A 21,490-nucleotide genomic window follows, 5' to 3' on the forward strand; every position below is an offset into this window, starting at 1 on the left:
GCGCAAGGGACGATGGGCGCTGCGATGGTGCAAGACGCCATGGCGCGCAGATACACGCTGCCTGACCGGCTGAGCTGGAGTGGCGGGAGCGCGCGCCATGTCACCGGGAAGGGTGGGCAAGGCGATCCATGAGCGCGCGCAAGGCAATGGGAACAGGCGTCGAGATTGGGGTAGGATCGAGGTCACTGTGTCGACTTCGTGGGCGGCCATGCCGGCTCACTGTGCCATTGATCGAGAGGAAATCCATGACCCGACGTACTGCCACCGGGGACGCCTTGCGCGCAGCGCGCTCCGCCACCGGCGCGTCAGCGACGCGCGATGACGTGACAGGCGCTGAAATGGCAGAGCCGGAGACGACAGCGCCTGACATCTTCGTGTCAGGGACGGCGTGTGATGGTCAAGGGGAGCCGGAGTCCGCGCCGCCGTACTCGCCCTACTCGCCGGATACGGCGTCCACGCGACTGCATCGAGCCCTCAGGCTGCGCCTGTGTGAAGGTGAGTTCACGCCGGGTGAGGTGATTTCGATTCGTGGCGTGGCGGCGGAGTATGGCACCAGTGCCATGCCGGCCAGAGAAGCCTTGCGCTGGCTGGTGACCGAGGGGGCGCTGGTGTTTTCCGATAGCCGCAAGATCATCGTACCGCACTTGTCTCGTGGTCGTTTCGAGGAGGTGCTGTTTGCGCGCCGCAATCTCGAGACCGAAGTGGCCCGTCAGGCGTTTGCCAATATCACCGACGCCGATATCGGTGTGCTCGAGGCTCTCGATGAAGGCATCAATACGGCCATTTCTGCGGCGGATCTTCAGAGCTATATGCGCAATAATCACCGCTTTCATTTCCACATCTATCGCCTCAGCGGCTCCACCGTGCTGTTGCCGCTCGTCGAGATCCTGTGGTTGCAGTATGGCCCCAGCATGCGCTACATCTGCACGCGCTGGGGGGCATCCAGTATCGCCGACGATCACCATCGAGAGATCACCCAGGCCCTTCGGCGCGGTGATAGCGCTGGCTTCTGCGCGGCGATTGCGGCGGATATCGAGCAGGGCATGATGCTGCTCGACTAACCTGTGCCATCCTGAACGGGTGATTTTCCCGAGCATGGCATAGGCTTGGTTCCAAGGGCTCGTCGGGGCGTCGTGGCCCCAAGGCGAGCCCCGGACCCCGAGGCGAGTCGCCGAGAAACGAACGCTCGAGCGACCTCGTGCACTCGTCGCCAGTGTCGAGCCATGCCACCAGGAGAACGTCACGATGAACATGCATCCTTATCTGTTTTTCGATGGGCAATGCGAGCAAGCATTTCGCTACTACGCCGAGGTGCTGGGCGGTGAGATCGGTGAGCTACATCGCTTCGGCGAGGCACCGCCGGGCAATGAGATGCCGGGAACCGATCCCGATGGCGTGATGCATATGCAGGTGAAGATAGGGGACTGGCTGCTGATGGGCTCGGACTGCCCGGCCGGCTCCTTCGCACCGATGGCGGGCGTGCAACTGAGCGTCGATGTCGACAGTATCGACGAAGCGGAGCGGGTCTACGCGGCGCTGGTGGATGGTGGCGAGATCCAGATGCCGCTGCAGGAAACCTTCTGGGCCCAGCGTTTCGGCGCCTTGGTCGATCGCTTCGGCATCGCCTGGATGGTGAGCTGCGATGTGCCGACGCCGTGACGGTCGCGGTGCCTCAGGGCACGTCAAGGTGGTCAGCGCCCGGTGGCGGCGTTGGTGAATCACAACAGGAGAAACGGATGTTTTCCCGCGTTTACGGACCCTTCGTCAGTGAGCCTCGTATCTTGCCCGGTTTCGGTGAGCATAGCGGTATCTTCAAGGTCGCCGCCGGAGAGCCACAGTGGCTGGGCCGCCTCGGCCTGGCCGATGATTCCCAGGCCAATCAGCAGGACCACGGGGGACCGGATCGCGCCCTGTGTCAGTACTGTGCCGACCACTACAGCCATTGGCAGGCGCGCTACGGGGAGGGCGGTGAGCCTTGGCTGCCTGGGGTGTTGGGCGAGAACCTGGCGAGTTATGGCGCCGACGAGAACCAGGTGCGCATCGGCGATGTCTTTCGGGTCGGTGAGGCTCTGGTGCAGGTGACTCAGCCACGCCAGCCGTGCAGCAAGGTCGACGCGCGGGTCGGTCATCCGGGGTTGGCGCGGGCCTTCATGTTGGAGGCGAAGATGGGCTGGTTGTATCGGGTGGTGGAAGAAGGCTGGGTCCCCCCCGAGCCGGGCATCGAACTCGTCGAGCGTGGCCCCGAGAGGTGGACCGTGGCGGCGACTTGGAGGGTCCTGGAAGATCGCCGGGCCGCGCTGGAGCAGATGGCAGAGCTTAGGGCCGTGGCGCCGCTGGCTCAGCACTGGAAGGACCAGTTGACGCGGCGTATGGACTACTGGCGCGGGCGCCAGGGCTAGGTGCGGGTGTCAGGGCTAGGTGCGGGCGCCAGGGCTAGGTGCGGGTGTCAGGGCTAGGTGCGGGTGTCAGGGCTAGGTGCGGGCGCCAGGGCTAGGTGCGGATGTCAGGGCTAGGCGCGGGTGTCAGGGCTAGGCACGGGCGTCAGGGCTAGGCGCGAGCGACAGCGGCAGCGACCGGCACCGGGACGGACGGGGCGACGGCAGCAGCCAGCCGATGGAGCGGCCAGTCGCGGCACTAGCCATCGACACGGCCCCGCTGCTCGACCCCGACAGGGCAGGCCAGACCAGACGACGACGCCCCGCTTGAGCGGGGCGTCGTCGTTCGTTGTGGCAGGACTGCTGGCCAGGGTTAGCTGTCCTCTTCCTCGTTGCCGCTTGCCAGGGCGACGATGGTGCCAGGCTGGCCCGTTTCCAGGGCCGCGATCGCCGGGGCCGTGTCGCTCTTGAAGGCCACCAGTGCATCGCCACCGAGGCTCTGGTTCTCCGGCAGGGCGACGCGCATCGCGTTGACCTGGTTGTTGTTGACCATGACTTCATAGTGCAGGTGAGGGCCGGTACTGCGGCCGGTGTTGCCGGAGCGGGCGATCTGCTGACCCATGGTCACGCGGTCCCCGGTCGACACCAGCGGCTTGGACAGGTGCAGGTAGCGCGTCTTGTAGCCGTTGTCATGGCGGATCACGATATAGCGTCCCGCCAGCGGGTGATTGCCGACCTTCTCGACGCGGCCATTGGCCGGTGCGTCGACCTCGGTTCCGATCGGCATGGCGAAGTCGGTGCCCTTGTGGGGGCTGATGCGACCGGTGATCGGGTGACGGCGGTTGAGATTGAAGTTGGAGCTGATCCGGTACTGGCCGCCGAACGGGTAGCGGTTGAAGGCCGGGTCGAGACTCTCGCCATCGGGCGTATAAAAATGGTTGTCCTCAGGGTTGCGCACCAGGGTGAGGTTCATGCGCGTCCCTTCGTAGGACACGGCCAATACCCGCGGATCCAGGCGTTGGCCGTCGATGATGTCGGATTCGACCAGGACCCGAAACTGATCGCCGCGACGGGTATCGCGGCGGAAATCGAGTTTTTTCTCGAGCACTTCGGCCATCTCGCTGACCTCGGCACTGGACAGGCCGGCGGCCTGGGCCGAGCGGGCGAAGCTGCCGCTGACCGTGCCGGCGTAGAGGCGCTGTGAGGCCTCGCCCGCACGTTCGATGGTGGCGATATCGAAGTTGCCACTGTCGCTATCGCGTTCGACCAGATAGCCGTCACGCACGTTCTTCATCAGTCGCAGGGCGAGCAGGCGGCCCTGTTCGTCGAGCTGGTACTCGAAGGTGCTGCCCACTCGCCAGCGGGTCAGGACATTCTGGTCGGGCATGTCTTCCAGCAGGGCCATGACCTCGCTGTAGCCGAGGCCGAGAGATTTCTCGGCCATCTCGGCGAAGGTGTCGCCCTGGCGCACGCGGTAGGTCTGCCAGGTGGGTACGTATGGCTCGTTGGCGGCGATTTCTTCGTCGAGAATGACCGGGCCTTCGTCGAAGAGCTCGAGTTCGTCCTCGCTGACGTCCTCGTACGAGGTGGCGTCGCTGGCGACCGCGATGGCGGTATCGTCGAGCATGCCGCTGGCGACCGTGCCGACGACGATGGCGATATGACGGGCCCCTTCGTCGAGTGCCAGGACGGCAGGGGGCGAGGAGGCCTCAGCTGCCTGTAAGGAAGCGGCGGTCAGGTTCGACGACGACCGCATCGCGGCTTCGAATTCATCATTGGCTTCGGCCTCGTCGACGAAGTTGACGTCGACGATCTCGCGGGCCTGGAGCTGGGAGATGGGAACGTGCTGTCGGGTAGCGTCGATGGCGAGGTCGATGGCTTCCGCGACTGGCGTGCGGTCGAAGGTCAGCGAGGGCAAGCCGGGGGTGGCGGTGTCGCTCAGCGGAACCAGAACGGTATTAAGCGGTTCGCTATCGCGCTGTGCGTCTTCATACGTGGTGACGATTTTGTGAGCGCCCAGCACTGTGACCATGGTGGCAACAGGTAACAGTAACAACTTATGCGTGCGGGGCAGCGAACGAAGGATTCGCATCATGGGTAACGGGCCATATATAAAAAAGAGGAACGTATATAGATAAAGGCTACATCACCATAACCCATGGCGTATGGCATGCCTAGACTGTATGTACATACAGAAATAGCGGGCGGGTCCAGGGAAAAGCCCTGACGACGCCGCTTTTAGCGGTAGGAAGCGCTCACGAGGAGGTATGCGAACGCTGTTTATTAATGTAGATCTATTTGACACCTGACGAGCCGGTATTGCAACCCCCCTTATTGGGGAGGGGAGGAGCGCTCCGAGGTACCGCGTAGAAGGGATGGAGCTGCACGGTATCCGCCGCGGACCGTCCCGCGACGGGGCAGCGGGCGACCGAGGGCCCGATGGTCGCGTAGGGGGCATGACTGGCATCTTTTATCGATTTTATCGAAAATTGATGCGGAGATACTGTCGACCACATTCGAAGGATTCGAAAATGTCCCGTGTAACCCTCGCTCAGTGGCAGACGCTGGCCGCCGTGGTCGACCATGGTGGCTTTGCGCGTGCCGCGGAGGCGATTCACAAGAGCCCTTCGACCCTGAACCACGCCGTGCACAAACTCGAGGAGCAGTTAGGGGTAGAGGTGTTCGAGCCCGTCGGGCGACAGGTGCGCCTGACCGAGGCGGGGGAGTTGCTGCTGCGCCGTGCGCGACAACTGCTGGAAGGCGCCGAGGCGCTGGAAGACATCGCCGAGCGGCTCAAGCAGGGGCTGGAGGCGGAAGTGGTGATCAGCGTCGACCAGATCTTTCCCGCCGATGCGCTGGCCCGGGCCATGGAGGCATTTTCGGCAGGCTTCCCTCATGTGCGGCTGCAGTTGCATGAGTCGGTGCTCAATGGGGGCATCGAGATGCTCTATGACGGGCGCGCCGACCTGGTGGTGTCCGGGCTCGCCGCCCAGGGCTTTCTCGGCGAGCCGTTGGTCAGCGTGCCCTTCATCGCGGTGGCCCATCCCGACCACCCGCTGCATCGGCTTGAGCGGATGCTGGACCTGCGGGATCTCGAGCGCCACCGTCAGATCGTGGTGCGTGATTCGTCGCAACGTGAGGCCAGGGATTCGGGGTGGCTCAAGGCCGAACAGCGCTGGACCGTCAGCCATATCGGTACCTCGCTGGATATGGTCGAGCGCTGCCTGGGCTTCGCCTGGTTGCCGGTCACCCGGATCCAGGAGCGCCTCGAGGCGGGCGCACTGAAGCCCCTGGCGCTGCTGGCCGGTGGCACGCGGCAGGTGCCGATCCAGATGATCCTTCGTGACCTCGACCGGGCGGGGCCCGCGACGCGGGCCATGGCCGAGCACCTCAAGGGGGCAGTGGCCGATTGCCCATCGGAACAATACATCGATAAATTCGAATAAATGTCGCGAAATGCTGCGCTTGTTGTTCGAATTTATCGGCCTATCCTGGGGCTATCCACAGTAAAGGGCGTCGATACGCTTGCGTGCAGGCGCCAACGCCAGGCAAAGGAGGTTGCGATGGGACTCTTGATCAACGGTGAATGGCACGATCAGTGGTACGACACCAAGACCAGTGGCGGTGAGTTCGTTCGCGAATCCGCCAAGCTACGCGATTGGGTGACCGCCGACGCCGCTCCGGGGCCGAACGGGCAGCCGGGCCTGCCCGCGGAGCGTGATCGCTATCATCTGTACGTCTCGCTGGCGTGCCCCTGGGCGCACCGGACACTGATCATGCGCAAGCTCAAGGGACTGGAAGGCTTGATCGGGGTCTCCCACGTCAGTCCGCTGATGCACGACAAGGGCTGGACCTACAACGAGGAGGAAGGCTCGAGCGGCGACTCGGTCAACGGGGTGAGGTTTCATCATGAGCTCTATACCCGCACCGACCCGGATTACACCGGACGCGTGACCGTGCCGGCGTTGTGGGACAAGGAGCGCGGGCAGATCGTCAACAACGAGTCCGCCGAACTGGTGCGCATGTTCAACGACGCCTTCGATGGGATCACGGGCAACGATCTGGACCTGTACCCCGAGGATCTGCGCGAGACCATCGACGAGATCAACCAGGACGTCTACGACCACATCAACAATGGCGTCTACAAGGCAGGTTTCGCCACCGATCAGGACGTGTACGAAAGGCACGTGGCGGCGCTGTTTGCTGCGCTCGAACGCATGGATGCAAGGCTTGCCAACCATCGCTACGTGGCCGGCGCCTGGCTGACCGAGGCCGACATTCGGCTATTCACGACCCTGGTGCGTTTCGATGCGGTCTACCACGGACACTTCAAGTGCAACCTGCGACGCATCGACGACTTCCCGAACCTGGCCAACTACGTGCGCGAGCTGTACCAATGGCCGGGAATCGCCGAGACGGTGAACATGGACCACATCCAGCGCCACTATTATAAGAGCCACGCCACCATCAACCCCAACGCCATTGTGCCCCTGGGGCCGATTCTGGCACTGGAACGCAGCCATGATCGCGAGCGGCTTCCCGGTGAGGGCATTCGGCGTCATGCCTGACGCGGAACCGGCCAGGCGCTGGGCGCTTGCCGCGAGGGGATAACCTCAACGCTTGACGTGGCGGGCCATCCAGCGGTCGAGCGCATTGGCGAACTCACGGCGATCGCTGTCGGCGTAGCCCTTGGGACCACCGGTGTGTTCGCCGCTGGCACGCAGGGTCTCCATGAAGTCGCGCATCTGGACGCGGGCGCGAATGTTGTCTCGTGTCAGGGCCTCGCCGCGATTGGTCATGACCATGCCGCCCTTGTCGAGGGCCTCCATGGCCAGCGGCAGATCGGCGGTCACCAGCAGGTCGCCCGGCACCAGTCGGGCGACGATCTCGTTGTCGGCGGCGTCGAAGCCGTGGCTGACCGCCAGGCTCTTGACCCACTTCGAGGGCGGCAGGGGGATCTGATGATTGGCGACGAACCAGGTGATCGTGGCGGTTCGCTCGGCGGCGCGGACGATGATGTCGCGAGCAACGCGAGGGCAGGCGTCGGCGTCTACCCAGAGGGTCGGCATGACAGCGGGCTCCAAGGTGTTTGTGCGCGGGAAGGCGCCCTCGCAGGGCGGGTCTGCGGGGCGGCGAAGGGGCGTGTCGTAGTGGTCCTTGACGCGGATGCTGCAGTGTCCAAGTCGAAAAGGCTAGCCAGGTGCATTCGCCAATGGTAGCATGCGCGCTCCTCGCATGTGCTGACCCCACCATCATGACGCAGCGACCTCCTCCGACCAAGTATCGCGGAGGCCAGACGCTCGCTGTAACGCGCCAAGCGCGTTGGAACTGTGAAGATGGAGCGCCAAACGAGATCTTGCCACCCGGGCGAGATCGGCGCAGACGGTCGCCACAACGGCTCTGAGGTCCATTCACGATCGAATGGCTCGGCCGATGCCTGGTGCGACCGGCGTCCCCGACTCCGTAGTAATGACGTATAGAGATCGGTCCTGTAAAGCAGGGCCCCTGGCCGTATTGCCGACTCGATGAGGGTCGATTGCGTCAGGGACGCCAACCATGTTTTTTGCCGGTGACCCCGGCCTACCAAGGTGTGATTCATGACCTCGACGACTGTCGCCTCACCGTCTTTCGGTGAACTGGCCCTGCTGCCTGCCGTTCTCTCCGCCATCGAGACCCTGGGCTACGAGATTCCCTCGCCCATTCAGGCACAGACCATTCCAGCCTTGCTGGAAGGCCGCGACATGCTGGGCCAAGCCCAGACCGGCACCGGCAAGACCGCTGCTTTCGCTCTGCCGCTGTTGTCGCGCCTCGAGCTCGATCGCCGCGAGCCCCAGGTGCTGGTGCTGGCACCGACCCGTGAACTGGCTCAGCAGGTGGCTGCATCGTTCTCCAAGTACGGCCAGAACCTCAAGGGGCTGGAAGTGGCGACCCTATGTGGTGGCCAGGAATACCGCGAGCAGCTCAGCGCTCTGCGTCGTGGCGCCCAGGTCGTGGTGGGAACCCCCGGCCGTGTGATCGATCACCTCGATCGTGGCAGCCTCAAGCTGACCGGCCTCAGCGCCCTGGTGCTGGACGAAGCCGACGAGATGTTGCGCATGGGCTTCATCGATGACGTCAAGCGCGTCGTCGCCGATACCCCCAAGGAAGCGCAGCGGGTGTTCTTCTCGGCGACCCTGCCGAGCGAAATCGAGCGCATCGTCAATCGCTACCTGGTCGACCCGGTCAAGGTTGCCATTGAAGCCCGTACGACCACGGCCGAGAACATCGAACAGCGTCTGGTACGCGTCGACGGCGGCGCCAAGCTCGAGGCGCTGTCGCGGATCCTCGAAGTCGAGGCGGTCGATGCGGCCATCGTCTTCGTGCGGACCCGTGCCGCCTGCACCACGCTGATGGAGCAGCTCTCTGCCCGCGGCGTCAACGTCGCCAGCCTGTCCGGTGACCTGGACCAGAGCCTGCGCGAGCGCACCATCACGCGTCTGAAGCGCGCCAAGGTCGACGTGCTGATCGCCACCGACGTCGCCGCCCGTGGCCTCGACGTGCCGCGTATCACTCACGTCATCAACTATGACCTGCCGCAGGACGGTGAGGCCTATACTCACCGTATCGGTCGTACTGGTCGTGCCGGTCGCTCGGGCATCGCCATCACCTTTGCCGGCTTCCGTGAAGGCCGCAAGGTGGGGTGGCTCGAGCAGGCCACCGGTCAGAAGATGAGCGTCATGGAATTGCCCGACGAGGCTGCCATCCGTGCCCATCGCGACAACGTCTTCCATCAGCGCGCCATCGCTGCGGTCACCAAGGGTGCCGACGAGCAGCGTGCGCTGATCGAGCGTCTGGTCGAGGAAGGCTATGATCCGATCGAGCTGGCCTGTGCCTTCTCTGCCCTGGCGCGTGCCGACGAGGCCCCCATCGGCCGTCTGCAGGCTCCGCGCAAGGAGCGCAACGATCGCAACGATCGTGGTGCATCTCGCGATGGCAAGCCGCCGCGTCGTCGTGACGACCGTCCGAGCGAAGGCATGACCCGCTATCGCGTCTCCGTCGGCCACAAGGACGGCGTCAAGCCCGGCCAGCTGGTCGGTGCCTTGGCCAACGAAGGGGGTATCGAAGGCGCACGTATCGGTCGCATCGATATCCGCAATGCCTTCTCCGTAGTCGAGCTGCCTAACGGCCTGCCGGCCAGCATCCTGGCCAAGATGGGGCGTGCCCGCGTCGCCGGTCGTCCGCTGGAAATCAGCGAAGACCGCTCGGCGGATCGCGCTCCGCGCCGTCGCAGCAACGACGATGCCCCGGTGCGTCGCCAGACCCGCGCCTGATCATCCGAAGAGACACTCGGCGCCTGAGCCTGGCGGCCGCCTAGCCCGGAGCGCCGGGAGTCGGGTATCAAGCGAGACCTGACACGGCTCACAGCACGATCGTCACACGAGAGGCCGGAGGGGAAACCCTTCGGCCTCTCGTCGTCTTGAGGGGCTGGCTGCGGGCAGGGCTGGGGGAGGTGGCGGGGGCACAGGGACGGGCATAGGGAATTGCCGGTGAGGTATCGGGGGGGAGGGAGCGACCGCTGGCGAGCATAGTGCGTTTACCGGGGCCGTCGAACGCTTCGTAAGCCGGCGTCTTGTTGTCATCTATGTCTAATGTTTTGACCCATTTTAATGGCACATATATTTGGCTTTTTTGTTTCTATAAGTGCATGTGCAATATCAATTGTTTGTTCGTGTTTATCGTTGATCTGAGTCAATAAGGGTTTTCTTGTTGGTCTCCACCTTTGTCGGATGTAATAAATTGTTTCACAATGTAGTTGTGTTGAATGGGTGGCGTTAAATGGGTTTTTAATTTGCGTGTATGCGCGCGGTGGTGGAACGCCAACAATGGAAAGGGATTATCCATGAATATAAAATCATCGATGGGTATTGCGATTGCAGGTGCTGGCCTTCTTTTGGCGGGAGGAGTGATGGCTGCGTCGGGCACCATCACTATCTCCGGGAAGGTCATTGCAAACACCTGCACTACACAGATCAACGGCACGGGTACCGGGGATGGCACCGTGACCCTTCCCGATGTGGCGACCGATCTGCTGGACAATGGCGAAAGCGCCGGTATGACGGGCTTCACGATCGATGTCACCGACTGCACCAACGCCATCGACTCGGTAAAAGCCGCTTTCGAACCGACCAATGTCGATCTGACCACTGGCAACCTGAAGAATATTGCGGCGACCACGCCGGCGACCAATGTCGAAGTTCAGATTCTGGATCAGACCGGCACGGTGATCGATCTAGTGGCTAATGACTCCACCGCTCTGGATTTGCCGGATGCGACAAAGGAAGCCCATTTGCATTATGCCGCGCAATATGTAAACGACTCCGGGGCAGCGGCGGCGGCCGGTAATGTGGAGTCTCAAGCGGTCTATAGCATCAGCTATGAATAGAGGACTTCCGGGTCGGTGGAACGCATCTTCATCGACCTGAAGCACTCGCTTCGTCGTCTCTTGGGTGAAAAGCATGGTGGCCTTCAAGCGGTATCTGTCCGGGTGTCTTGTGGTTGTTGGACTCGCCTTTGCTGTCCTGTCCGAGGCCAGCGTTATCGTCTCAGGCACCCGGGTGATCTATCCCGCCGACGTGCGGGATATCAGTGTGAACTTGACCAACAATGGCGAGATGCCGTCCTTGGTGCAGGTGTGGATCGATCGCGGTGATCCGGACTCCACGCCCGACGATGCCGATGTGCCTTTCTTCACGACGCCGCCGGTCATGCGCATTGACGCAGGGCACGGTCAGGCGATTCGTATTGCTAGTCTCGGTGCCGCGGGCCCGCAAGACCGTGAAAGCGTCTATTGGCTGAACGTGCTGGAGGTGCCGGCGAGCGACGCCTCGACGGCGTCCGGCAATCATCTACAGCTGGCTTACCGTACCCGTATCAAGCTGTTCTATAGGCCCTCGGGGCTCGCAGGCTCGCCCGAGAAGGCGCCCGCGGCACTGCGCTGGGGAATCGAGCCGGGCCAGGCCAATGTGCTTGGCGTCGACAACGACAGTGCTTATAGCGTGTCGCTTGCGAGTATTCGCGTCAGCCGTGACGGCAGGGTCGTGGCGAGTGCTGACGGAGGCCTTGTGCCAGCCCACGGCCATCAGCGCTTCGTGCTGGCCCCGACGACAAACTCGGGGGTTCTAGGCAGCCGAGTGGAATTCTCCTGGATCAACGATTATGGGGTTCCGCAGACGTTGACCGCTGACCTCTGATGGCTTGGCAGGGGGAGGTTCTTCGCCGCCTCGGACGGCAGCGAATGCTGAGCTTGCCGCCATCAGCGACATTGCCACGATGCTGTCGGCTGCCCATCTGCCGGCGGCTTCATCGGAATCCGGGGCTAGCGCTTGGCCTCGGCATCAGCCTTGGCCTGAGCTTGGTGGCGGGAAGCTGCCTGGCCCAAGGCCCGGGTAGCGGGGAGTATCACTTCAACAGCCAGTTGTTGCGGGGCTCGAGCCAGGGCATGGACCTGGTGCGCTTCGAGCGCGGCATGACGGTCAGCCCGGGACGCTATGAGCTCGAGGTGTTCCTGAACGGCGAGTACTTGGGCCGGGAGCCGGTAGAGGTGCTCGCCGGACGCGCGGCGGGTGGCGGAGAGAGCGGCGGAGAGGGTGGCGGAGAGGGCGGCGCCGACGGCGTTCACGTTTGCCTGCCGCGGGACAGTCTCCTGAGCTGGCCGTTGCGTTGGGAACGTCTGGCAGGCGTGACACCGCGGTCCGAGCAGGACGGCTGCCTCGACCCGGTCAGGTGGCTGCCCGACATCGAGGTGGACATCGACCTGCCTCACATGACCCTGAAGTTGGGCGTGCCCCAGGCCTACGTGATGGCCCAGGCCAGAGGCTTCGTGCCGGCTAGCGCCTGGCGCGATGGCGTGGCGGCGGGTTTTGTGCGCTACAACGCCAATGCCTACCGCAGTCGGCGTGACGGCGACTCGGCCAGCGAGAGCTTCTATCTGGGGATGAACGCCGGCGTCAACCTGAAGGGCTGGCGGCTGCGCCACAATGCCAACGTCACCGATGGCAAGGGCCAGGATGCCCACTATGCCTCGACGAATACCTACCTGCAGCATGATGTCACGCCGTTGGAGGCGACCTTTACCGCGGGCGAGTATCAGACCTCCGGTCTTGGCTTCGAATCGGTGCCCTTCAGCGGTATTCAGTTGGCCAGCGACGACGCCATGCTGCCACCTTCGCAGCGCGGCTATGCCCCCGTGGTGCGCGGCACTGCGCATACCAATGCCAAGGTGACCATCCATCAGCGTGACACTCTGATCTACGAAACCACGGTGCCGCCCGGGCCCTTCGTCATCGATGACCTGTATGCCACCAACGTGGCCGCCGATCTGGTGGTGACGGTGACGGAATCCGACGGTGACGAGCGCCGTTTTATCGTGCCGTTTGCCTCGGTCGCCCAGCTGTTACGGCCCGGTTCTGGACGTTTCCAGCTCGCCGCCGGCCGCTATCGAGACGATGCCCTCGATGAGGAGCCCGCCTTTCTCCAGGCCGAGGGACGCTATGGGTTGAACAATCACCTGACCCTCTATGGCGGGGCTCAGCTGGCCGACGACTACCGCGCTGTGCTTCTTGGCGGGGCGCTTTCGACGTCGCTTGGAGCCTTGGCGCTGGATGTCACCCTGTCCCACGCGTCGGCAATGCCGGTCACTCTCGACGCCGATGCCGACTCGCAATCCGAGTCCGACGCCACCCGGGTGGGCAAGAGCTATCGCATCACCTACAGCAGGCTTTTCCAGGCCACCGATACGCACCTCACCGTCGCCGCCTATCGTTTCTCCAGCAGCGACTACCTGAGCTTCGGCGACGCCGCCCGCGGCCGTGACGAGGGAGCCATCAATGGTTACCGCGGCCATGAACGTCACCGCTTCGACGTGAACCTGACCCAAAGCGTACCGGTGCTGGGCGATGTCTATGTGTCGGGATCGTCGATCGATTATTGGGGCGCCGAGAACGGGGCGACAAGCTATCAGATGGGGCTCAGCCACGGCTTTTCCTGGGGCACCCTGAGCCTGTCGGCGGGGCGCAGCGAAAGCGACGGAGAGTTCGACAACGAGCTCTACGCCAGCCTCTCGCTACCGCTTGGCGGCAGCCACCAGCTCAGTACCAACAGCCATCGCACTGGTGATCGTCATGACGAACAGCTGCGTGTGAGCGGTCAGCGCCGAGATCTCGGCTACGGGGCCTATGCCAGTCACTCCGGGGGCGCGGGCGGCGCTGGCGCGACCAGCATCGGCGCGAACCTGTCCTACGATGCCTCGCAGGTTCGCCTGGGGATCAGCGCCAGTCGAGGGGAGGACTACTGGAGTGGCTCGGTCTCGGCCAGCGGCACCGTGATTGCCTTTGGCCAGGGCATCGTGCTGACCGAGGACCAGGGCGAGACCATGGCGATCATCCGCGCCGAGGGCGCCAAGGGTGCGGCGGTGTCGAGCAGTTCACACATTCGCCTCGATGGGCGAGGCCTCGCCGCGGTAGCGGGGCTGACGCCCTACCAGTTCAACCGCATCTCGCTGGATCCTTCGGCCATGACCGACACGGTGGCGCTGACGATGAACTCGCAGCGGGTGGCCCCGCGGCGTGGCGCCATCGTCGCACTCGATTACGCCACCGAGGCCGGCTTTCCCTACCTGCTGCGAGTGCAGAGTGACGTGCCCTTCGGCGCGGAGGTGGTCGATAGCGAGGGGCATGTCGTCACCTTGCTCGGGCAGGGCGGGATCGGCATGGTGCGCAATATTGACGGCTATACCCGTGGCCTGTTCCTGCGCTGGGGCGAGCAACGGACGCCGCGCTGTCGACTCGACTACGCTGTGCCGATGGACTCCAATGCCTCGCCGCAGGTCTCACCTCAGGCCTCTCCTCAGGCCTATCAGCTGCTACCGGCGACCTGTCGGTCCAGCGCGGGAGACGCTTGAGCGCGAGCCGACCACCCGAGCCCTTCCGCTTTCGTCCTAGACAGCCGGCCCTTGCACAGCGGCCATCGCGGTGGCGGCGGGTGGATGCCTGAGGGGCCGGGAGGGGCCGGGAGATGGATGTCCGCGGGCCCGGGCGATGGCCGTTCTCGGTGTTTCGCTAGGGCTTGGCCGCGACGACCAGCTCGGCAAAGCGAGCGAGCAGCGACGTGGCTACCGGCGTCGCGTTCACCCCCGCCAGCAGGCTCGCGACATCATCGCCCTGGGCGTCGATCGCGTCGCGCTGGTGCTCGAGGTAGGCGCGCATTACCGCCGGGGTGAACTCGGGATGGAACTGGACGCTCCATTGACGCGGTCCATAGCGCAGAGCCTGATGGGGGTCATGGTCGTTGGCGGCGAGCACGGTCGCGGCCGCAGGCAAGGCCAGTACGCTCTGGGAATGGGTCAGGTGGGCGCCGAAGTGGGGCGGCAGCTCACCGAACAGTTCATCGTCCCGGGCGGCCTTGGTGAGTCGCACGTTGTGGGTGCCGCATTCGCGCCCGGCGGGGTGGTAGCCGCTGTCGCCGCCGAAGGCCGCGGCCATCAGTTGATGGCCGTAGCACACACCGAACATCGGCAGTTGTCGGGCCTTGGCCTCGCACAACCACGGCTTGAGTGCCTCGCTCCAGACCTCGCGGTCGGAGACCATGGCGTGGGAGCCGGTGATCATTACGCCGTCGATGGCGTCCCAGGGTGGCAACGGGCAAGCATCATCGCGGACATCGAAGACATCGATGTCCAATGGCGTGCTCGGCGGTGTCGTCCCCGGAGTGCCGGCGGAGGAGGACAGCGCCGCCAGAAACAGGGCATCGAAGTCGCCGTGGTGGCTGATGACGTCGGCGAAGCTGTCGCCTGTCTTGAAAATGGCCAGACGGCGCATCGTGTGGGTCCTTTCAGGGGCTGTGCCTCGCCGGTCGAGGAGCTCGGGAGGGCCGGCGAGGCGATCATGGAGGCGTTCGGCCAAGATCCGGGATCAGGCGCCGAGCCGCTGGCCGAGAGCCGCCATGAAGGCGCTGCCGGCGTCGAGCTGGTCGGTGTCGATGTACTCATCGGGCTGGTGGGCCTGGGAGATGCTGCCTGGGCCGCAGATCACCGTGGGCAGGCCAGCCAGCTGGAACTGGCCGGCTTCGGTGGCATAGGCCACGGCGGCACCGTCGGGGCTGTCGCCGAGTAGCTCACGGCACAGGCTCAGCGCCTCGCTGTTGTCGCGGTCGGCCAGGGCCGGCACGGTGGTGTTGAGCGCCTCGGTGACGATGGAAGCCTCCGGCGCCGTGGCCTGCATGCGGGCTTCGAGCTCACGGGCGGTGGCGTCGACGCGGGCCAGCAGTTCCTTGGCGTCGTCGGTGGGCAGGTGACGGATTTCCCACTCGAAGGTGCAGCGCCGCGCCATGATATTGATGGCGGTGCCGCCCTCGATCTTGCCCACATGCAGGCTCGAATGGATGACGCTGAAGGCTTCATCCACTCGGCCCTCTTCCTTGAGCTCCGCCATTACGTCCTCGATGCGGGTCACCAGTCTTGCGCCGACGTGGATCGCCGAGACGCCCTGATAGACCTGGCTCGAGTGAGCCTCGCGGCCGGTCACGGTGGTGCGAAAGTTGGAGGCTCCCTTGTGGGCGACCACGGCCTGCATCAGGGTCGGCTCGCCGACGATCACCGCCGAGGGGCGCGGATGGTCGGCCATCAGGCGCTCGATCATGCGCGGTGCACCGACACAGCCGATCTCCTCGTCGTAGGACAGCGCCAGCCAGATCGGCACCTCGAGCTCGAGCTCGGCCCAACGCGGCACCTCGGCCAGGGCACAGGCGATGAAGCCCTTCATGTCGCAGGTGCCTCGGCCAAAGAGTCGGCCTTGTTGGTCGCCTTGACCGGGCGTCAGTGTGAACGGGTCGGTCGACCACGGCTGGCCGACCACGGGCACGACGTCGGTATGGCCGGAGAGCACCACGCCGCCCTCGACGTTGGGTCCAATGCGGGCCAGGAGGTTGGCCCTGGCGCCATCGTCGCTCTCGATCCGCCAGTGCTCCACCCCGTGGCGGTCGAGCCAGTCCTCGACGAAGGCGATCAGGGCGAGGTTGGATTCCCGGGACACGGTGGCGAATCCCACCAGGGTCTTGAGCAGTTCAGTGGCGGTCATGGAAGGCTCCAGCAGGACAGTGCGGCAGGGGGGCTGAGCAGGCACACGCAACCCGACGTCGCGGCGCGTTGACGACGCCGGCCAGATTAGCATGGCTTAGCCACGGACCTCGACTCGACTCTCGCCGTTGCCCGCCGGGCGCACCTGGACTTGAACCGGGATGCGTTCGTGCATTTCCTGGACGTGAGAGATCACCGCCACGCGTCGCCCCTGTGCCTGCAAGCCATCCAGCGCCTCCATGGCCAGTGCCAGCGATTGCGGATCGAGGCTGCCGAAGCCCTCATCGATGAACAGCGACTCGATGGCGAGCTCGCCGGAGGCCAATGAGGCCAGCCCCAGTGCCATGGCCAGCGATACGAGGAAGGTCTCGCCACCGGACAGCGAATGCACCGAGCGCTTCTCATCGGCGAGGTCACGATCGATCACCAGTAGCCCCAGGGGGCTGCCGCCCCGGGCCAGGCGATAGCGGCGACTCAGCCCCTTGAGGTGGGCGTTGGCCTCGATCAGCAGGCGCTCCAGGTTCCAGGCCTGGGCAATGCGCCGGAACAGCTTGCCGTCGGAGGCACCGATCAGTTCGTTGATGCGCCCCCAGCGATGCAGCTCGCCACGGGCCTGCTCCAGCGCTTCGCGGGCCTCGGCGTGGCGCGCCAGGCGACGGTCGTCGTCACGCAGTGCGTGGAGTGCCCCATCACGGTGCCGCTGAGCGTCGTCCCAGCGCGGTCGATGCGCCGCCTCGCGCTCGGGCAAGCCTTCGCGCATGGTCTCTATCGCCGCCTCGACTGACCCCGATGCTTCGCTATACGCGGGTTGGTTGTCGCCCGTCTCCGCGGCGTCGAGGCGAGCCAGGTCCTCCGGCGTCGTGCCTGTGACTTCATCGGGGAAGCGCTCTCGGCGCGCGTCTCGCCATTGTTCCAGGCGCTCTGCGTGGCTGATATCGGCGGCATGGCGCTCGCGCTCGGCGTGGGTGCAGCGTTGCACCATGGCACTGCGATGGTCGTCGCTCAGAGCGGTGAGTCGCGTCAGGGTGCTGTCATCGAGCGATGGGTGGCGGCTGCGCCAGGCCGCAAGCGTCGCCGTGAGGTTCGCCAACTCGCCGTCGAGCGCCGTGAGGCTATCGTCGTCGTGGGCCAGACGCTGAGCCAGTCTGTCGCCGTGTTGTTGAGCCTGCTGGCGGGCTTCGCTGGCCTCGTCCCGAGTCAGGCGAGCGGCGTCCCGCTGGGTCTCCAGCTGGTGTTGCCAACTATCGACGCTGGCGTATGGACCGAGTCGTTGGGCGAGATCCTGACGCAGCGCATCGACCCTTGCCGACAATGGCGAGCGAGCGGCCTCAAGGCGCTGGCGCTCCTCGTCGTTGGCCTGTTCTTGGGTGGCGAGGCGCTCCAGGATACGGCCGTCCTCGACCAAGGCGTCGGCCAGCGGCGCCAGGCGTCGTTCGGCATCGCCGAGGGCGGCCAGGCTACGCTGGCTGGCGTCGCGGTGCTGTTCGGCCTGATGCCGTTGCTGGTCGAGCCAGTCCTGGCGGGCGTCGTCGCCGCCGCCCACCGCGTTCAGTTCGGCGTAGAGGGCGTGCCCCGCCAGCGCCGAGCCTGACTCGGTGCGCTCGGTCTGCGCGGCCGACAGTTGAGCGTCTCGCTGCGTAACCGTGGCGGCCAGGGCACGGTAACTACCCAGCAGGGTATCGCGGGTTTCCCGTGCCTGGTTGGCCGCCGCCGAGGCCTCGTCCAACTGGCGCTGCTCGGCGGCCTCGGTGGCGGCGAGCTGTGCTGCCTCGGGGGTGGCGGGGTGGCGATGGCGATAGGGGTGATCGACGCCGCCACAGACGGGGCAAGGGGTATCGGGGCGCAAGTCGTCGCGCAGTCGGTGTACGCTTTCACTGCGGGCGGCGCGCTGGGCCTCGATGACGCCGGTGACGCTGACACGATGGGCGTCGATGCGGTCGAGTTCCTGGCGCGCGGTCTTGCCCTGCTCGAGCAGGCGGTCGCGCTCGCTGCGGTCGCGTTGCTGCTCGGCCTCGAGGGCGGTGAGACGGCGTCGAGCCTGGACATCTCGACGCCAGTATCCGTCGAGTTCGGCCAGGGCCAGCACTCGTCGACTGGCCTGATCGTGGCGCTGCTGGGCAGACCGGCGCGCGGCCTCGATATCGCTGTGCTCGCCCAGTTGCTGCGCCAGTTCCGCCTGAGCGGCATCGCGCTGGTGCTGGTGGTCGCGCTGACGGGCCTCGGCTGCCTGGCGCTGCTTCTTGCGGGCAACGGCCTGAGCGCCACGTTCCTCGCTATCGCGAGCGAGTTGCTCGAGCTGATGGTCGAGGGTGGCGAGCTGGGTGGCGAGGTCCCGGGCGTCTCGTAGGGCCGGGCGTGCCTGTTCGATGGCGAGGGCGTGTTGCTCGAGCGCGCTGATGGCAAGGGCTTCGGCTTGTTGCTGCAGCGCCAGCTGCTGCTTGGCGTCGGCCAGTGCCTGGCGCGTGCTGGCCTGGCGTTGTTCGAGCTCGGGCTTGCGTTGCCCAAGCTCTGTGTGTCGCTTGAGGTTGCCGATCTGGGGGGCAAGCACCCCGAGCCACTCGAGATCGCGGCGTTCGTCGGCGAGCATCGACCAATGGTGGTGGGCCTTGCGGTTGCGATCGGCGGCGGCCTGGGCGGCTTGGCCCAAGCGCGCGTCGCGCTCCAGCCACTGGCGTTCGGCGGCCAGCGCTTCGCCTTCTTGGCGGCAGCGGGAAAGCCGTGCCTCGGCCTCGGCGTAGGCCCTGTCGAGGCCGGCACGGGCTTCGGCATCGGCCGGGGCATCATCGGCCAGGCGTGCCTCGAGGCGGGCAACGTCGGCTCGGGCGATCTTGTCCTTTTCGAAGGCGGCACGAGAAATTGCCGAGTACTCGAAGGTATCGGTGAGCTTTTCCAGCAGATCGGCGCGCTCGTTGTCGTCGGCCTTGAGGAAGGCGGCGAATTCGCTCTGGGCGAGCATCACGGCCCGGGTAAACTGGTCGAAGGTGAGGCCTAGACGCTCGGGCAGCAGCTCTGCGAATTCACGCTTCTGGGCGGTGAGCAGGCGCTCGTCGTCGAGGTCGGTGAGCGATTGCTCGACCGCCTGCAGCTTGCCGTCGGCCTTGTCCCTGGCGCGACGCACTGCCCAGCGTGCGCGGTAGCGGCGTCCGTCACGGCCGATGAAGTCGACCTCGGCGTGGCCAGAGGCAGCGCCACGGCGCAGCAGGGTACGTGGGTCGGACGTCTGCAACGGCGAGCCATCGACATCGATCAGGCGTGATTCTCGACTAGGCGCATGCCGAAGGCGTGGGGTATTGCCGTACAGGGCCAGGCACAGCGCATCCAGCAGCGTACTCTTGCCGGCGCCGGTCGGGCCGGTGATGGCGAAGAGGCCGGCATCGACCAGGGGCTCGGCGCTAAAGTCCAGCGTGACAGGCCCTGGCAGGGATGCCAGCTGGGACAGGCGCAGGGCGAGGATCTTCACTGAGAGCTCTCCGGATGGCGGGTGTCGTGATGGGTGTTGCCCGTGGCTTGGTCGAGCCCATCGTTGTCCACAACGCTCTGACGCAGACGATCGAAGTCGCTCAGCACCGCCTCCGGTGCGGCTGCCCCCCAGCGTTCCTGCCAGGTGCGCTCGAACAGTGCGCGGGGGCCGATGTCTTCGAGGCGTTCGCCGCTGGGCGCTGTATCCTCGGGGCGTTGGGGCAGGTCGCGACGCAGGCGCAGCAGGCGAACCGCCTTGGTCGCCAGCGCTTCGTCGATGCGTGAGCGAAGCTCCGGCATCGGCGCCTCGAGCCGCACCGCCACCTCGAGCCAACCCCAGCGATTACGATCATCAGAGTCGCCTTCGCCGGTGTCGAGGCGCTGGGTGGTCGTGCGCTCGGGCAGGGTATCGATGGCGGTCAGCACGGCCTCGAGGGTGTCGGGGCCAATGCGGTGCATGGCGACCGGACGCGGGATGGGGATGCTCTCGACCGCGTCCAGATGCTCGCCGGCAAGGGTTACCTCGAGCACCTGGTGGGGGTAGTTCGCTTCGCTGAAATCCAGCGCCAGCGGGCTGCCACTGTAGCGAATACGGTCTTCGCCGACGCGCTGGGCGCGGTGCAGGTGGCCAAGGGCCACGTAGCAGATATCGGCAGGGAACAGCGAGGCGGGTATGGATTCCTCGCCGCCGATGACGATGGGACGCTCGCTCGCCTCGGACACGGCCGCGCCGTGCAAGTGGGCGTGGCTCATGGCGACCAGCGCCTGGTCTGGGCGGCGTCGGGCTCGGGCGGCTTCGATCAGCTCGCGATGGACTCGTTCGATGCCCTGGACATAGCGCCTATCCCCGTCGCCGTCACTCGGCGTCTGCTGGCCGTCGGACTCGCTCGGCAGCGAGCCGCGGCCGGTGACTTCCGCGGGGCGCAGGAAGGGCAGTGCCAGGCACCAGGCGCGAGTGGTGCCTCCGCCATCGGACAGGGGCACCAGCAAGCGTTCGGCGTCGAGGTGACCATCGGCGAGAAAGTGCACCCGGCCGAGGGCGTGGGCCTTGAGTCTTTTCAGCAACGGGGACGGCAGGTCGATGCGCGCACCGCTGTCATGGTTGCCGGCGATTAGCACCGTGTCGAGGTCGGGCAATCGCTCGTGGGCCGTGACGATAAAATGAAACAGCAGCTCCTGGGCGCGCAGGGAGGGGTTGACCACGTCGAACAGGTCGCCGGCGATCAGCAAGGCATCGGCCTCGCGGCGAACCAGGGTGTCGAGCAGCCAGTCGAGAAAGGCGCGATGTTCCTCGTGGCGCTCCTGGCCGTGAAAGCTCTGGCCCAAGTGCCAGTCGGCGGTGTGGATGATCTTCACGGGGTCCTCCCTGGTTGTTGCTGCGTGCCCGCGATGTGGTCGGGCCGCTTGAGCCAAGCGGCCTGTTCGCTCGGCGTATCCTGCACGCCTGGCCGGTGCCGTTTTACCTGACTGCGGTCGCGACGTAGTCTAACGCGATGCGCTTAAGCCTTCAGTGCCATTGACGCTTCTTTGTGTGGTCGCGGTGTCG

General features: G+C 65.3%; 15 protein-coding genes. 9 read left to right on the forward strand and 6 right to left on the reverse strand.

The features are described 5' to 3' along the window. Positions 1-245: 245 nt before the first annotated feature. The 3 genes from ACUN9Y_RS11185 to ACUN9Y_RS11195 all read left to right on the forward strand — a co-directional run bounded on the left by ACUN9Y_RS11185 (position 246) and on the right by ACUN9Y_RS11195 (position 2,399). Positions 246-1,061, forward strand: a complete 816-nt coding sequence (locus ACUN9Y_RS11185; RefSeq protein ID WP_445460795.1) for a GntR family transcriptional regulator — start codon at positions 246-248, stop codon at positions 1,059-1,061. Between the two features lie 184 nt (positions 1,062-1,245). After that, positions 1,246-1,659 (forward strand): VOC family protein, encoded by a 414-nt coding sequence (locus tag ACUN9Y_RS11190; RefSeq protein ID WP_445460796.1) that lies wholly within the window; start codon positions 1,246-1,248, stop codon positions 1,657-1,659. Between the two features lie 77 nt (positions 1,660-1,736). Further along, positions 1,737-2,399 carry an MOSC domain-containing protein gene (locus ACUN9Y_RS11195; RefSeq protein ID WP_445460797.1) on the forward strand — a complete coding sequence of 221 codons (663 nt, stop codon included), beginning with the start codon at positions 1,737-1,739 and terminating at the stop codon, positions 2,397-2,399. Positions 2,400-2,748: 349 nt separating this feature from the next. On the opposite strand, the gene ACUN9Y_RS11200 is transcribed toward ACUN9Y_RS11195, so the two are convergent. Continuing rightward, positions 2,749-4,470 (reverse strand): peptidoglycan DD-metalloendopeptidase family protein, encoded by a 1,722-nt coding sequence (locus ACUN9Y_RS11200; RefSeq protein ID WP_445460798.1) that lies wholly within the window; start codon positions 4,468-4,470, stop codon positions 2,749-2,751. 436 nt (positions 4,471-4,906) lie between these two features. On the opposite strand from ACUN9Y_RS11200, the gene ACUN9Y_RS11205 reads away from it, so the two are divergent. Further along, on the forward strand, positions 4,907-5,821 hold the full coding sequence (locus tag ACUN9Y_RS11205; protein ID WP_445460799.1) for a LysR family transcriptional regulator: 915 nt from the start codon (positions 4,907-4,909) through the stop codon (positions 5,819-5,821). 117 nt (positions 5,822-5,938) lie between these two features. Beyond that, entirely contained in the window at positions 5,939-6,943 is a 1,005-nt protein-coding gene (locus ACUN9Y_RS11210; protein ID WP_445460800.1) for a glutathione S-transferase family protein, read from the forward strand. Between the two features lie 45 nt (positions 6,944-6,988). On the opposite strand, the gene ACUN9Y_RS11215 is transcribed toward ACUN9Y_RS11210, so the two are convergent. Continuing rightward, positions 6,989-7,444: a YaiI/YqxD family protein gene (locus ACUN9Y_RS11215; protein WP_445460801.1), complete on the reverse strand. Its 456-nt coding sequence runs from the start codon at positions 7,442-7,444 to the stop codon at positions 6,989-6,991. A 528-nt stretch (positions 7,445-7,972) separates the two neighbouring features. On the opposite strand from ACUN9Y_RS11215, the gene ACUN9Y_RS11220 reads away from it, so the two are divergent. From ACUN9Y_RS11220 to ACUN9Y_RS11235, 4 genes are all read left to right on the forward strand, one after another. Beyond that, entirely contained in the window at positions 7,973-9,685 is a 1,713-nt protein-coding gene (locus ACUN9Y_RS11220) for a DEAD/DEAH box helicase (RefSeq protein ID WP_445460802.1), read from the forward strand. Between the two features lie 569 nt (positions 9,686-10,254). Beyond that, a complete protein-coding gene (locus ACUN9Y_RS11225) occupies positions 10,255-10,797 on the forward strand; it encodes a fimbrial protein (protein WP_445460803.1) in 543 nt (180 codons plus the stop codon). Positions 10,798-10,870: 73 nt separating this feature from the next. Continuing rightward, entirely contained in the window at positions 10,871-11,605 is a 735-nt protein-coding gene (locus tag ACUN9Y_RS11230; RefSeq protein WP_445460804.1) for a fimbrial biogenesis chaperone, read from the forward strand. A 44-nt stretch (positions 11,606-11,649) separates the two neighbouring features. Next, complete coding sequence (locus ACUN9Y_RS11235) at positions 11,650-14,313, forward strand: fimbria/pilus outer membrane usher protein (protein ID WP_445460805.1); 2,664 nt, start codon at positions 11,650-11,652, stop codon at positions 14,311-14,313. A 157-nt stretch (positions 14,314-14,470) separates the two neighbouring features. Here ACUN9Y_RS11235 and ACUN9Y_RS11240 read toward each other — a convergent pair whose 3' ends face one another. From ACUN9Y_RS11240 to ACUN9Y_RS11255, 4 genes are all read right to left on the reverse strand, one after another. Further along, complete coding sequence (locus ACUN9Y_RS11240; protein ID WP_445460806.1) at positions 14,471-15,229, reverse strand: glutamine amidotransferase; 759 nt, start codon at positions 15,227-15,229, stop codon at positions 14,471-14,473. A 93-nt stretch (positions 15,230-15,322) separates the two neighbouring features. Next, on the reverse strand, positions 15,323-16,486 hold the full coding sequence (gene argE / locus ACUN9Y_RS11245) for an acetylornithine deacetylase (protein ID WP_445460807.1): 1,164 nt from the start codon (positions 16,484-16,486) through the stop codon (positions 15,323-15,325). Between the two features lie 96 nt (positions 16,487-16,582). Then, complete coding sequence (locus ACUN9Y_RS11250; RefSeq protein ID WP_445460808.1) at positions 16,583-19,945, reverse strand: AAA family ATPase; 3,363 nt, start codon at positions 19,943-19,945, stop codon at positions 16,583-16,585. Then, positions 19,942-21,300: an exonuclease SbcCD subunit D gene (locus ACUN9Y_RS11255; RefSeq protein WP_445460809.1), complete on the reverse strand. Its 1,359-nt coding sequence runs from the start codon at positions 21,298-21,300 to the stop codon at positions 19,942-19,944. The genes ACUN9Y_RS11250 and ACUN9Y_RS11255 overlap by 4 nt, the downstream gene beginning before the upstream one ends. Positions 21,301-21,490 lie beyond the last annotated feature (190 nt).

The organism is Halomonas sp. V046, assembly GCF_052645355.1.